The organism is Arthrobacter sp. SDTb3-6, from assembly GCF_013376095.1.
In the GTDB taxonomy this organism is placed as follows: domain Bacteria; phylum Actinomycetota; class Actinomycetes; order Actinomycetales; family Micrococcaceae; genus Specibacter.
In genome coordinates this window covers 57,941-72,312 of record NZ_JAAMFN010000011.1, presented here as the reverse complement: position 1 = coordinate 72,312, position 14,372 = coordinate 57,941, and the positions used below count along the sequence as shown (strand labels likewise).

Here is a 14,372-nt window from a genome sequence, read left to right as displayed (position 1 = left end):
CCGGTGAAGCTAGACGTGGCTGCGGCTACCGTGTCGGACCACCAAATAGTGCTCGTAGAAGGTTGCGAGGTTATTGCAAGGCTGTCGGCTGAACCATGGGCTCCGTCTTACCGGTGTCAATCAACCGATCGAGAACGCGATCACACTCGGATCGTGAATTTCGCACCTCAATTCACTTTGAGCCAGGGACGGCCAAGTCCCCAGACCCGCCGGCCGTAGGCTCTGCGGAAACCGGTCTGCAGACGGGCTGGCCACGATGAAATTCGAATGTGGCCGATCAGCGTTGTTATGAGAGTTCCGATATGTGCCTAGAGATGAACGACAATGTTGGAGCACACGATCGCGCCTCGCCATTTTACGATGCTGATTACTGACCAATGGTAAGGTTTTCGAAAGCTGGACCCAGCAAGATACTGGACCTCTCTTTATCGGCAGATCTCCAAACTCAAGTACCAACCCGATGCGCTTCCAAATCCACCACGCTAGATGTCCACGAGCCCAGCCTCCACCTCACCGTCCTCCAAAACGACGGGAACCGCACCATCCCCAATTGACCTTAGCTGCCCCTCGAGGCGCCGCCTAACTGCCTGAATCTCGGGGTCTCCATTGATCCGTTCAAAGTCAAGGAGCGCGTCTATGGCATCATCTATGGCAGAGAAATCGCCGTATTTACTGGCCAGGGCCAGACCGATCTCACCAAGCGTTCTGTAGCTATAGAGGTCTGATTCATATTGGCTAATGCACCGCCGGATAATGCCCTCGGCATCGAGCAGCATCGCCTTTCTATCGTTTTCTTCGATGCCTGGGGTGACCTCTGACTTCCTCAGGGTGAGCACTGCCTTATGTCGCATAATTACGGGATCATTGCCGATTGATCGTTCTGCCATGGCGATTGCGTTGTCAGCATCGTTCAAGCGGTCATTCTTGATATACAAACGAACCAAGCGCCTCCGTGGCGTTCGGTGCGCAGGGATCGTGTCGATGAGTCGGTGAAAGAGGACGATCTGACGCGATAAGTCCGTGAGGCGGGCGATGCCCCCGTCATTTGTAGCGATTGCAATCGCCGTCTCCATCTCTATCCTTTCAGATGGGTTCAATCCATCGATGAGATTTTCCAAGAGTTCGAACAGTTCGTCTTGGTCAGAGAATTTCCATTTGGCGATAACTTCCGCAATCACATCGTGGCGCGTACACCAGCCAAAGATGCCTTTTCGATCGTCGATGGTGTATTCATTAACAATTCCATCTAGCTGGCCCAACAATGCATCCAGGCCAGTTCCGCTGATCCCCTGAATGCGCATAATTAGCTGTCGGTGAACGAAGCCCCCGAGGGATTGAATGGCGGCAACGTAGCGGTACACATCCTTAGCTTCGCTGCTAAGTTCGGCGTACTCTTGAAGCAGAATGTTATCAAGGTTATCGTTCGCGAAAATATTCTTCAGGCATACGAACATGTCTGCGCTGCACTTGTCGCGGAGTCGCTTGATCTGGTCAAGCCTGCCGAGTACCAGAAATTGTTGTTCAACTAAGGCCCGTATTCGCGGCCTAGTTTCGACCAAATTAACAAGAGCTTCGATATCCGTCCTCTCCAAGAGCGAGAGACTAATCAAGGTACCGCGGGAGAAAAAACCCTGGGACTTCGGAGAAACCCTCCATTTTGCTGATTCGACTGTCGCCATAACCCTAAGGTAGGGACGATCCAAGGCGGAGAGTTTGTCCACGAGTTTGTTCAAAGACCGCAAATGCCTCGAGCAATCATCGACAAACAGGAACGCCTCTCTCCCCGTCCGACGCAGTCGTGTCTCGACGGCAAGCCAAGAGTTGACGTCGAGCGGATGATCGCCGAGGTGCTCCCAAGCCAAAATATCTTGCTTGGTCTTATCCAGCATAAACGATCGGGCCAAGGTGGTTTTTCCTACACCTCGTGCGCCACTCACTACTAAAAAGAATCCACGAACTCCACGCTGCGCTTCTTGCAGTCGAGCCTGGGCCACCCGGGTGATTGTGTTCCCCTGACAGATGTCGGCGTAAGTCGCTGGAGTTCCATTGAAAAGCCGGACTGGATCTGACAATAACTGAGATGCATGAGCTACATCCCGCGTTGTGAGTACAAGGTCTGGTGATAGAATTTCATTCGTTGAAGTAGTAGTCGAATATGCTGCTTCTTGAGATGATTTACCTTCAGTCATCAATGCAAGCAAAAGGTCTTCCAGGTCGCCTGAGATTACTTCGACGCCTAAGCGGGTGAAGAGTCCTGCCCGATCCTCATCGTAGGTGTGGACCATCAGGAAAACCCTGCCTTGGACACCTTCGCTGCGAAGGCCGACTACTTTTTTAACCAACTCCTTTAAGTGTCTATCATTCAAAGACTGCCCTACTATGACTGTGTCGGCAGTGAACATGTCAGCAGTCAAGGCGTTGAAAAGAGTCTGGCGATATTTGTCAAAGTCGTCGTAGTCGCTCTCCGTGATTAACATACGACTGTAGTGGCCACCGGAAGAATCCTGAGTTACGCAGCCATGGATCTTATAGAGTGGCGTGGTGGTAGTTCTTGGCTTCGAAACATCGAAATTTGAACGATACACGTCCAGATTTCGACCTGCTGCGCGATAAGAATCTTCAATCAAAGTGTCAAAGTTCGTCGAGTAGATAGATAGCCAATTGAAATTGGGCAATGTTAGAAGGCCTGCCGTCGGCTTAAGGCCTGCCAAAGATTCACGCACGATCTTTATTAATTCTGCTCGGCCTCGCTTGTTCTCGAAAATCTGGGCAATTTCGGCGAGGTCGTCACCTTGAGCCCGTCCAAGTCGATTGGCCAAGACGTTTGCTAACGCTGCGCCACTAGGTGCGCCAGAGGTCATTGACGCCCCAGCTCCGAACAGAAGAGTGGTCCTTGATGGCTGGATTGCCGCAGCGAGCTCTTGGATTTTCACGGATCCCCCATCTGTCGTCTGCCCTCTTACGGAGGCTCCGATAGCCTCAACAAAGTGACATGGCGCACGGTACGCCCGTGTTCCAGCATAGCTGTTGGCGGTCATCTCGGGTTCGTCGACAAGGCCGTGAGGGCTCGACCAGCCTGTAGGCAATCCTCGGGTACAGACCAAAGAGACTACTTGCACTCCCGTCTGTGGCCGCCACGGAAGTCATCGTTGAAGGTTACCCGTCTCAGGCTTGTACGGAGCGATAGCAATGAATGATTCACGCAATTGCTGCGCGTTGACTTTCTGGAAAGTCTGGACCGTCTGATGTCCACTGGGTCGTGAGACGTCGTATGTTTTCGTAGGTGAGCTCCAGCGTACCGTTCGGAACTGCCACAGCGAACCAGTGCCCAGCGCCGTACAGTCGCACCTGAATGAGGACACAAGGCTCCGAGACGAAGCCCCGGTCCAATACAACTAGCCGGAATGCGGCAAGATGATTGCATGGGATCTGCAACATTCGAGGACGTGCTGGACCGGCTCTATTTCACTGCCATTGACCAGAAGGACAAAGGCAGCAAGTTTGAGCGGCTGGTCAAGCGGTATCTGCAGCTGGAGCCGAAGTATGCAGACCAGTTTTCGGATGTCTGGATGTGGCAGGAGTACCCCGGCCGGGACGGCAAGGTGGACACCGGCATAGACCTGGTCGCCAGGGACCGGTACACCGGAGAACTGACGGCCATACAGTGCAAGTTCTATGACCCGATGTCCACGCTGCAGAAAGCGCAGATCGACTCGTTCTTCACTGCTGCCGGCAAGACCGACTTCTCCTACGGAATGGTGGTCTCCACCACGGACCACTGGTCCAAGCACGCGGAGGATGCACTCGAGGGCCAGTCGAAGGAAATGACCAGGCTGCGCTTGAAGGACTTGGCCGAGTCAACGATTGACTGGTCAGAGTTCGACGTCGACGTCCCCGAGCAGATGCGCAAGCTGGACCGCAAGGAACCCCGCAAATACCAGCGTGAAGCAATCGACGATGTCAAAGCCGGGTTCCAAACCAGCGATCGCGGGAAGCTGATCATGGCCTGCGGTACTGGCAAGACCTACACATCCCTGAAGGTAGTGGAAGAACAGGTTCCCATTGGCGGAACCGTGCTCTTCCTCGTCCCCTCAATCGCGTTGCTGCAGCAGACACTGAACGAATGGACCGCCCAGGCCACCGTCCCTCTCCGGGCGCTCGCAGTCTGCTCCGACACCAAGGTCGGCCGCAAGGAAAACGAGGACGTCAGCATCCATGACCTGGCATTTCCGGCCACCACGGACCCCGTCAAGTTGCTAAACCGCGTCCGCATCAGCACCGGCCAGGAGGCCGTGACGGTCGTCTTCTCCACATACCAGTCCATCGATGTCATTGCCCAGGCCCAGCAGCAGGGCCTCGCCGATTTTGACATGATCCTCTGCGACGAAGCCCACCGAACCACGGGCATCACGGAAGCAGACCATGATGATTCATCCTTTGTCCGCGTCCACGATGAGACGTACCTGAAGGCGGCAAAGCGACTGTACATGACAGCAACGCCCCGCATCTACGTCCAGGAATCCAAGGCGAAGGCCGCCGAGGACAACGTGGCGGTCTATTCCATGGACGATGAGGCAGTGTTCGGCCCCGAGTTCCACCACTTGGGCTTCGGCAGGGCCGTCGAGATGGGCCATCTGGCCGACTACAAAGTCCTTGTCCTGGCAGTCGATGAAGAAGCGGTGTCGCGCTCTTTCCAAGGCATGTTTGAGGAGAACGGTGATCTGAAGCTCGACGACGTTGCGCGCATCGTGGGTTGCTGGAACGGCCTTTCCAAACGGGGCGTCAACGGCCAACGCCTGGACATCGCTGACGACTCGCCCATGCGCCGGGCCGTGGCCTTCGCCCGCAACATCAAGGAATCGAAGAAGCTTGCCGAGGAATTCGAGCTCATAGGCAAGCAACTCTTGGTCAACGCCGCTGACGCTGAGGCAGAAGAGGCATTGAAGCTTGAGGCCGGTCATGTGGATGGCACCTTTAACGTCCTGGAACGTTCCGCGAAACTTGACTGGCTCAAGGAACCGGCGGACGGCAACGTCTGTCGCATTCTCTCCAACGTCAAATGCCTTTCCGAGGGCGTGGACGTGCCGTCCCTGGACGCAGTGCTGTTCCTGAACCCACGGAACTCGCAGGTCGACGTTGTTCAGTCCGTAGGCCGTGTGATGCGCAAGGCTGAGGGCAAGGAATACGGGTACATCATCCTGCCCATCGCAGTGCCGGCGTCCCAGGACCCGGAGACCGCCTTGAACGACAACAAGAAGTACAAGGTTGTCTGGGACGTTCTGCAGGCCCTGCGTGCCCACGATGACCGCTTCGAGTCCATGATCAACAAGCTGGACCTGAACCGCAACGCCAACGATGTCATCGACATTATCGCGGTCTCCAACCCGTTTAATGAGGACGACGGCGGTGCCCCGGCCGGGGAGAGGAACGGCACCGACAATGCAGGCACCCAGGAGACACTGTTCGCCCTCGCCAGGGCAGATGAATGGCGGAATGCGATCTTCGCCCGCATGGTTCGCAAGGTCGGCGACCGGCGGTACTGGGAATCCTGGGCCACGGACGTCAAGGAAATCGCGGACCGCCACGTCATTCGCATCCGCACCATCCTGGACGGTCCTGATCCAAGGGCACGCGAAGAATTCGCCGTGTTCCTGGAAGGGCTCCGCGGCAACCTCAATGACGGCATCAGCGAATCCGACGCGATCGACATGCTCTCCCAGCACTTGATCACCAAGCCCGTGTTCGAGGCCCTGTTTGACGGCTACTCATTTGCCGCCCACAACCCGGTGTCCCAGGTCATGGATTCCATGATCGCGGTTCTCGAGCAGTACAACCTTGACTCCGAGGTGCAGAACCTGGAGGACTTCTACCGCTCCGTGCGGATTCGCGCCGAAGGCGTAACCAATGCCGAGGGCAAACAGAAGATCGTCACGGAACTGTACGAACGGTTCTTTAAGCTCGCATTTCCGCGTACGGCCGAGTCCCTTGGCATTGTCTACACCCCGGTGGAGGTGGTCGACTTCATCATCCGCGCCGTCGACGATGTCCTCGCGAAGGACTTTGACTCGTCCCTGTCGGCACCCGGCGTGCACGTCCTTGACCCCTTCGCCGGAACCGGCACCTTCACTGTGAGGCTGCTGCAGTCTGGCCGCATCAAGCCGGAGGACTTGTTGCGGAAGTACACACAGGAACTCCACGCCAACGAGATCCTGCTTATGGCTTATTACATTGCCGCCATCAACATCGAGGCAACGCTGCATGGAATCCTGGAAGACCAGGCTGCAACCGCGGGAGGGGATCCCGCCGAGGTGGAGTATGTGCCGTTCGACGGCATGGTACTCACCGATACGTTCCAGATGTCCGAGGACGGCGACACCCTCGATGAGCATGTCTTCACATCGAATAATGACCGTGTGGTTGCCCAAAACAAACTCGACATCCGAGTAATTATTGGCAATCCACCCTATTCTGTGGGCCAGTCCAGCGGCAACGACAACAACACCAATCTTAAGTATCCGACCCTCGATGGATCTATAGAGTCTTCGTATGCTCGTCGTTCATCCGCGTCGCTGAAAAGGAATCTCTACGACTCCTATATTCGCGCCATTCGGTGGGCGTCTAACCGAGTCCTCAACTCTGTGAACGGGGGAATTGTAGGTTTTGTTACAAACGGCGGGTACATAGATGCTGCCAATGCGGATGGACTGCGTAAGACCATCGCAGATGAATTTCATGACATTTACGTTTACAACCTCCGTGGGAATGCTCGCACTGCGGGAGAGCAACGCAAGAAGGAAAAGGACAACGTCTTTGAATCGGGTAGCCGAAACACAGTGGCCATCTTGATCCTCGTCAAAAAGCCGGGAGTTGCAAAAGGAGCAGTGCTCCACTATAAGGATATCGGTGACTACCTCGATCGCCAGGAGAAGCTTGCCATCATTGACTCGGGCAGCCTTGGCAGTGTGGCCTGGGACACCATTAGCGTCAATAGTGAGGGCGACTGGATCAATCAACGCAACAAAGCGTTTGACGTGTTCCAGCCGGTGGCAGATCGGTCCGCAGGGGGCGCTGTCTTCGATTCGCATACCATTGGCCTTAGTACGAGTCGAGATGCCTGGGTATACAACTCTTCCTCAACCGACTTGCTGAAGAATGTTCGCGCAACCGCGTCGACTTTCAATCAGATGGTGTCTGCCAAGAAGCGTGAGGATTTGGACGATGGGAGCCTTGATAGAAATCCAAAGCGAATTAGTTGGTCAGCGGGCCTGATGTCTCGTCTTAGACGGGAGAGAGAAATCGTTGTTTCGCCAAACCACGTACGGGTGGGCGCGTATCGGCCCTTTGATAAAAGGTATGTCTACCTCGACGAAGCACTTAACGAGCGTCAAGGTCGGCTCCTTGGAGTCTTCCCGACAAATCAAGTAGAGAATTTCGGGTTCTACGTTGTGGGGACTGGCTCGGCTGTTCCGTTTTCTGCATTAGCAACGGACCTGATTCCCAATTTGCACCTTACGGGAGCAGGAAGTGGAGGCCAGTTCTTCCCAAGGTATACTTTTACAGCCCAGGGGAAAGGTGACGATTTATTCTCTCTGCCGGGTGCAACGTTGCCCCCGGAACGAGTGGACAACGTCACCGATGCCACGCTGGCAAACTATCGCGCAGCTTATGGCACCTCGGTCAGCAAGGACGACATCTTCTTCTACGTCTACGGGCTGCTGCATTCTCCCGAGTACCGCAGTGAATTCGTAGCGGATTTGAAGAAGATGCTTCCGCGCATCCCCAAGGTGCCCGGGGCAGAGAAATTCATGGCGTTCTCGCAAGCGGGCCGGGAACTGTCCGCCCTGCACATTGGTTACGATCAGCAAGAGCCGTACCCGCTCACAGAGGTGGAGACCGCCGTCGTGCCTGCCGAGGATGAGTACGCAAAGTACGCCGTGAAGAAGATGAAGTATGGCGGCAAGGCCGGTGCGTGGGACAAGACCCGCATCGTGTATAACAGCCACATCACCCTCGAAGGCGTGCCAGTGGAGGCACAGCGCTACATGCTGGGCGCCAGGTCCGGCCTTGACTGGATTCTAGAGCGGTACCAGGTGAAGACGGACAAGGCCTCGGGGATTGTAAATGACCCCAATGACTGGTGTCGCGAGCACGGCCAGCCGCGCTACATCATTGACCTGATCGGGCGGATCGTTGCGGTGAGCCTGGAGACGAACCGGATCGTGGATAGTCTGCCAACGCTAGATCTGGAAGGTGTCACTGCGTGACAATTCCCAAATGGTACGAGTTCATATTGCCTGCCCTTCAGGTGTTGGAAGATGGTCAGGATCACACGCTGAGATCGATTCGCTCGGGCGTCTTGGGCCGAGTTGATTTGACCCCTGAAGAGAGAGTCGAGCAGATTCCCTCAGGGCAGGAACGTTGGTACAACCGGCTACTGTGGGCCTTGACGCACTCCTATAATGCGGGACTCGTCTCGCGCCCGTCGCGGGGAATCTATCGGGTAAGCGACGAGGGGCAGGTACTCGCTGCAAAAGGATTGCCCGTCACGGCGGCGATGCTGCGTGAATATCCGTCATATCTCGAGTTCATGAACAGATCGGGTAGATCGGCCGAGGCCTCCGGACCTTCCGTACCCACTGACGAAGACGCTGCCGCTGAGACGCCAACCGACGCACTTGATGCCGCGTTGGCCGCACTTAATAGAAGCCTTGTTGCGGAGGTATATAGCTATCTGGCCCATTTATCTCCAGACGCCTTCGAACGGTTAATAAGGATCTTCGTTGTCCAGTTGGGCTACGGCGCCAACCGCACGAACGAAGCCACAGCGCGCCTGACGGCCGCCGATAAGGGGATTGATGGAATTGTCTGGCAGGATGCCCTAGGGCTGGACCGCGTGTATCTCCAGGCCAAACGCTACGGTGTCGAAAACAAAGTTGGTGGGCGTGAAGTTCGTGGGTTCAGCGGAGCTCTCGACCAGCACCGAGCAACAAAGGGCATCTTTATCACCACGTCGTCGTTTACCTCAGACGCATTGCTGGTTCCTAAGGAAGTGGTTCACAAAACGCTGCTTCTCATCGATGGCCAACGACTTGCGGAACTCATGGTTCAGTACGGTGTCGGCGTGCAAGCGGAACAGACGATCACGGTCAAAAAACTCGATTTAGACTTCTTTGAAAATATTTAAGTTTCTGGACCAGGGAGGCGCCATGGCAGGAGACAGTTGAGCCAAGTCGAGCCTTGGCATCCGACTGGCGCTGTTTCAATTAGTCGCCCTGGCCGCGGCTAGACGGGCTGGTGCGATGGCCAGGCAAGCGCTCGAGCTGACGTGGTAGGTGGCCGGCCAAGGCGCGCCGACATGTATTTGGTTTGGATCTGGGCGGATCAGCAGGACTGTATCGGGCCAGATGGAAAACATGCACGGCTCGATCCAGGCGGTCTGAACGTATCCGAATTTCTCCCATCGGATCGTTGCCCATGAACCGGTCGGCTGGACTTCTTGGAATCCGAGGACTGTTATCACCGCCGTTGTGCTGTTTTCACTTTGTGTTCGGGTCAAGTACTCCCATTGCCTGTCGGAGAAACGCTGCCATTCGGTTTTCTTGTGGATGAGGGTAGTCCATCGACGTGTTAGGAGGGCGGCGGCGATGACTACGACGGCCAGGGCAATCCAGGCCCCGATTTTCGGAGGCCACGCCAAAACGATAATGGCTGCAACGCAAACGAGGATGACGGCAGCGATGGTTGTCATCACCACCATGGGGGTGGTGGCGATGTGCGGTTTGACCATTGGGTTGGTGTCCACGGGCTTTCCCTCCGCCTTCATTCTAAATTTCCCATCCGACATTGGTAAGGCCGGTTTCAATTGAAACTGTTGGGGTTGTCGGACCGTCCCCATCCGGGGTGCCGTTCTGGAGCAGCGTGATTTGGGCTTCGAGTTTCTGGCGGTCCCGGCCGCGGTCCCATTCGTAGTCGGCCGGGGGAGGGCCCAATGGGTCTTGGGCATCGCCGATCAGCCAGCGGTCCCTGTAGACGGCGATGCTCTCCACCAAGTGATTGCGCTCCGCGGTGGGAGTGGATTCCGGGAGTGTCGCTGTCACTTGCTGGACCCAAGGTTCTGTGCCAGAGAGTGCCGTCAACCTCAGCTGTTGGATCCTGCGGTTTGCAAGCTCACGTACTTGCTCGATCATGGCCACCAGGTCGGCGCGCTCGCCGGGGACAGTCTCACAAAGCCATCCGTCGATGCCGGGGGAGTTGTTCCCACCGGTTGGTCGGAGGCGGGCGTGGATGACGGCCATCAGGTCCTTCGCGTCTCCGGGGCGCCGGATGGCTTGTTCCAGCGTGGCGGTTGCCACGCGGGGCTCGGCTGCAGTGGCGCGTCGCCAGGCGGCGACACTTGCACCCCATGACGGCGAGCCCTCAAGTTCTGCCGCCAAACCTGGCTGCAGGCGTTCGACGGCGGAACGCAGGTTCTCGGCTGCGGCGATCTGGGCGAGGTAGTCGTACTCGGCGGCAAGCTGATGAAGGGAGTTGGCGCTCTCCCTTTCCTCATCTCCCACTTCGTGCGCTGTCCGCTCGGCACCTTGGGCGGCAAGGACTTCGCCGATGATTTCCAGCCACGTGGTTGTATCGATTTCGTGCAGTTCCTCGTCGGGGGCGGGATCGGTTTCGCAGATGTACGCAGTGTTGGCTTCCCTGCCACGGGTCATGCCTACATAGAAGAGCTCCCTGGTGAGGCACCCTTGCGTGAGGAGGGTGTGGCTGGTGTCGACGGTGATTCCCTGGGAGCGGTGCGCCGTCGTCGCATACCCCAATTCCACGGACTCGGCGAGGTACTCACTCGTAAGCTTGATGCGCTCGCCCGTGTCAAGGCGCGTGCCAGTGATTGACCCGTCATGGCCCGGCCTATCGGTGAGTTTGATCAGGGTGCCGTTGCGGATGAAGTCCCCGGAATCGTCGGTAAGCCGCCGGTCGTTCTTGCGGGCGATCACCGTATCCCCGCAGCCGGCGCTGAGCCCGTCACTCAGGCGCACCGCCCGCCGGGCGTCGACCAGGCCCCGGTCCACCAGCTCCGCATGGGCACGCTCGTTGAGGACCGTGACGGTGTCGTTGTCCGGTGCAATCAGAATGGACGCGCGGCCGGCATGGATGTCCTCGATCCACCGCCCGTACGCTTGGTCAATCATCTCCGTATAGTCGCCGTGGCGGAGGCGTCCATGCGCCTCATACTGCTGCACCGCCGTGAAGTCGCCCGCCCGCAACAGCAGCGACGCCGGCCCCTCCCACTCGCGGAGGAATCGCCGCACACTCGTAAGCTCGATCGCCTTGCCCTGCCGGTCCAGCCAACCTAGGATCCCGCCAGCATCGATCGCGTCCAACTGGGCAGGATCGCCAACCATCACGATCTTGGCCCCGGCATCCCGAGCCTGGTGCACCAGGGCCGCCAGTTGCGCCGTGGAAACCATTGACGCCTCGTCCACAATTACTAGCTGATTGAGCCTAAAACTCCACTGCTCCTGTCGCAGCGCCAAGTCGGCCATCCGCTGCGACCGTCGCAGCCGCTGCCAAAATGTCCCCGGACGGGACGCTTCAAGGTCGCGGAACCGCTCCGCACGCCCCGCAGCGCCCTGCCCGACAGACTCATACAGCCACTTGGACACATTCTCAGCCACCAGCCCCAGCTTCCGGCCCAGCACGTCAGCGCTTGCTGCTGCCGGGGCAAGTCCGACGACGCTTCCCGCACCATAGGCCTGTTCCCAACCGTCGCGGATGGCAGCCATGGTGGTCGTCTTGCCCGAGCCTGCCGGGCCGACGACGGCGTCGAGGTACCTGCCGCTGGACAGCACCTCGTGAACGGCGGCGAGTTGGTCCGGCGCCAGCTCCGTCCGGTCCGGGGCCTGCCCCGCATGGGTGAGGAACGTGTCGGCGAGGTGGGGCGCGATGGCGGGGCCGCCGTCGTCGTTCCTGGTGTTCATGACCAGCTGCTCATTGGCGAGGATGCCGGCGTCGGTGTAGAGGCGGGCGCCGGGGAATTCGAAGACGGAGTGGCCGGCGAAGGCGACGTCGCTGCCGGCGTCCACGGGGACCGTGTAGCGGTAGGGGTTGAGCGCGACGCATTGGGACTCGGCCGCGGTAGCGACCGAATCGATCCAGGTGCGGCGGTCGGCTGCGGTGGCACAGCGGATGTCGGCGCAGACCCGTTCCGCCTCGGCCAGCAAGTTCCACCGGTTCCAGGTGGCGCGGCGCCCTGCCACCTCCTCGCGTGCGGCGGCAGCTGCGGCGGCGACCCATGGCCCGGTGAGGTCGGCGGCGGTAACGGGGCGTTCGTGGGAGCGGTTGATGGTCTGGCGAATCACGGTGGCCGCTTCGAAGCCAAGCTGTTGGGCGCGGACCCGCCACCCTGCGGCAAGGTCGCTGAGGGGTGTGGGGTCCTTGTCCTTGGCCTGGCGGGTGGACAGTGTGGCCTGCTGGCGGAACTTGGTCACGGTGGTCCTGGACGGCCGGCTGCCGTGGGTTTTCTCCCAGGCCTGGATGAGCCGGTCCGTTTCCGCGTTGATGAGGTGGGAGCGGCTGGAGAATTCCTGAATCAGCTGGTCGTCGACGCCGACCAGCTCGTGGCGCGGGTTGCGTTCGCGGATGGCGGGTGGGCGGAAGCCGGGGACTGCGCCGAGGCGTTCCTGGAGGCGGTCGAAGAGCAGGCCGTTGTAGTGCACGCTGGCGGAGATGGTGGCCTTGTAGAGGGTGCGTGAATCCAGGCTGGACCAGGCGCCGTCCGTGGCGCGCTGGACCCGGTTGGCGATGACCACGTGTGTGTGGAGTTGGGGGTCGCGGGCGCGGGATTCCCAATGGTCGAAGGCTGCGGCGACTGCGCCCTTGGCCCCGACGTGGGCGGCACCGCCGCGGCCGGTTCGTGTGTGGATGGCTTGGGTTTCGAGCCAGGCAAGGACTTCGTTGACGGCTTCGTGGTGGGATTCGAGGATGAGCTTTTGGATGTTCTTGGGGGCGAGGGCCCAGAGCACGGATACGGATTTGGGGACGCTGAAGGTCAGGTCGAAGCCGGCGACGGCGGCGCGCTTGGTTTCCTCGCCGTTGCGGTGGGCGACGGTGGTTTGGCCGTGGGGGCGGCCGAGTGGCTGGTGGGTGTCCGGGTGCTCGGCGTTACTGAAGATGGAGGTGGCGTCGGCGTTGGTCACCTGGTCCAGGGGATGGCGGCTGATGCCGTCGAGCCCCTTCCCGAGCCAGCGGCCCGGGGGAGTGCCGGCCTTCATGTAGTAGCCGGTGGCGTCGCCCGGGGTGAGGGGGACGTCGTCGCGCATGGTGGTCTTCAACAAATACTTCACGCCTGCGTGCGCGGTGAGGCGGGCGATGGAGACGGTCATCGCGCACGCGCCGGCATGCTGGTGGGCCAGCCGCGGCGGCGGTAGATTTCCGCGGTGGGCCGGTCGAGGGGGATGCCGAGGTGGTCCGAGAGCTGCAGCAGGCGTGCCGCGAGCCGCATGAGGTCCTGCGCGTCGCCCCGCTGGCTGTGGAGGACCCGGGCGATTTCCAGGCGCAGCTCGGTGGTTTGTGCCTTCGCCTCGGCCAGTTCCCCGCAGAGGTCCAGATTGACCGCGGCAAGGTGCCGCAGCTGGGTGAGCTGCTGGTCGATGGTCTTGTCGCGTTCCAGGACGGCGTGGTGGAACCTGTCCTCCGCCGACGTCGTTTCTCGCCGGAGCCGGCGCTGGTAGTCGGTTTCTGCCTGCAGGAGCCTTTCCTGGGCATTGGCGCGTTCGACGGCGACCAGGGTTTGCCGTGTTGCACGGCTGGTGGCGCGGCGCTTCTCGGCCCGCCGCCGGTCGCGGCTGGCCCTGGAGCACGACGGCGAACAGTACAACTGGGTTGGCCTGCCCGATTCAAAGGCGGCCAGGCATTCCCGACACTTCTGCGTAGACATGCATACTCATGGTGTTTGGGGCCGGAAACTCCATGACTGCCCGCGACAATTCCCGCCGCGGGCAGGGCCTTGGATGCCAGACGTGTGAAGGCTTTTTTGGTTGCGGCAGCGGCATGGCGGATTGGGATGAATCTGCTGTGAGGGCTGGCTTACAGATGGTGACTGGGCGGCAGTGGTGGGTACATGAAATGTGGAATGGAAGACGGTGGTGGTGACGTAAGGGGAGTGCCGCATGAGGTCTTCATGCGGCAATGGATTTCTTGTTCGTGTTGCCGGTCATTGGATGGCGGGTTGCAGCCCTTCGATTTCGGTGGAGTTGACTCCTGAACCAACAAGTTGGGACACTTAGCCATCGCATTGACTACCTGCTTGACGACCTGATGGCCGAACGCCGTGGACTCAGCTAGCGAACGGTCTTTCCCCTGCTGGATGTTTCTGGGGT

6 protein-coding genes are annotated in these 14,372 nt (G+C 59.0%); 2 read left to right on the top strand and 4 right to left on the bottom strand.

Annotated features, from left to right (window positions below; translation table 11 throughout):
- Positions 1 to 482: 482 nt before the first annotated feature.
- The gene (locus G6035_RS07600) at positions 483 to 2,933 is read right to left on the bottom strand and encodes an SIR2 family protein (RefSeq protein ID WP_176616476.1); all 2,451 of its coding nucleotides are present in this window, start codon (positions 2,931 to 2,933) and stop codon (positions 483 to 485) included.
- 489 nt (positions 2,934 to 3,422) lie between these two features.
- Here G6035_RS07600 and G6035_RS07595 point away from each other — a divergent pair, with 489 nt between their 5' ends.
- On the top strand, positions 3,423 to 8,264 hold the full coding sequence (locus tag G6035_RS07595) for a type ISP restriction/modification enzyme (RefSeq protein ID WP_176616475.1): 4,842 nt from the start codon (positions 3,423 to 3,425) through the stop codon (positions 8,262 to 8,264).
- The gene (locus tag G6035_RS20555; RefSeq protein ID WP_176616474.1) at positions 8,261 to 9,184 is read left to right on the top strand and encodes a restriction endonuclease; all 924 of its coding nucleotides are present in this window, start codon (positions 8,261 to 8,263) and stop codon (positions 9,182 to 9,184) included. Before G6035_RS07595 ends, G6035_RS20555 begins: the two co-directional genes overlap by 4 nt.
- A 75-nt stretch (positions 9,185 to 9,259) precedes the next feature.
- Here the strand turns inward: G6035_RS20555 and G6035_RS07585 are convergent, their stop codons facing one another.
- Genes G6035_RS07585 through G6035_RS07575 form a run of 3 tightly spaced genes read right to left on the bottom strand, consistent with a single transcriptional unit; the run spans position 9,260 to position 13,930 of the window.
- A complete protein-coding gene (locus G6035_RS07585; RefSeq protein WP_176616473.1) occupies positions 9,260 to 9,802 on the bottom strand; it encodes a hypothetical protein in 543 nt (180 codons plus the stop codon).
- 22 nt (positions 9,803 to 9,824) lie between these two features.
- Positions 9,825 to 13,376, bottom strand: coding sequence for a MobF family relaxase (gene mobF / locus G6035_RS07580; RefSeq protein WP_176616472.1), 3,552 nt, complete (start codon positions 13,374 to 13,376; stop codon positions 9,825 to 9,827).
- Entirely contained in the window at positions 13,373 to 13,930 is a 558-nt protein-coding gene (locus G6035_RS07575) for a hypothetical protein (protein ID WP_176616471.1), read from the bottom strand. The genes mobF and G6035_RS07575 overlap by 4 nt, the downstream gene beginning before the upstream one ends.
- Positions 13,931 to 14,372: the final 442 nt, after the last annotated feature.

Excerpts from the sequence above, each read along its gene's own strand:
- G6035_RS07595 (WP_176616475.1), top strand. The coding sequence starts at position 3,423 with ATGGGATCTGCAACATTCGAGGACGTGCTGGACCGGCTCTATTTCACT.
- mobF (WP_176616472.1), bottom strand. The coding sequence starts at position 13,376 with ATGACCGTCTCCATCGCCCGCCTCACCGCGCACGCAGGCGTGAAGTAT.
- G6035_RS07575 (WP_176616471.1), bottom strand. The coding sequence starts at position 13,930 with ATGTCTACGCAGAAGTGTCGGGAATGCCTGGCCGCCTTTGAATCGGGC.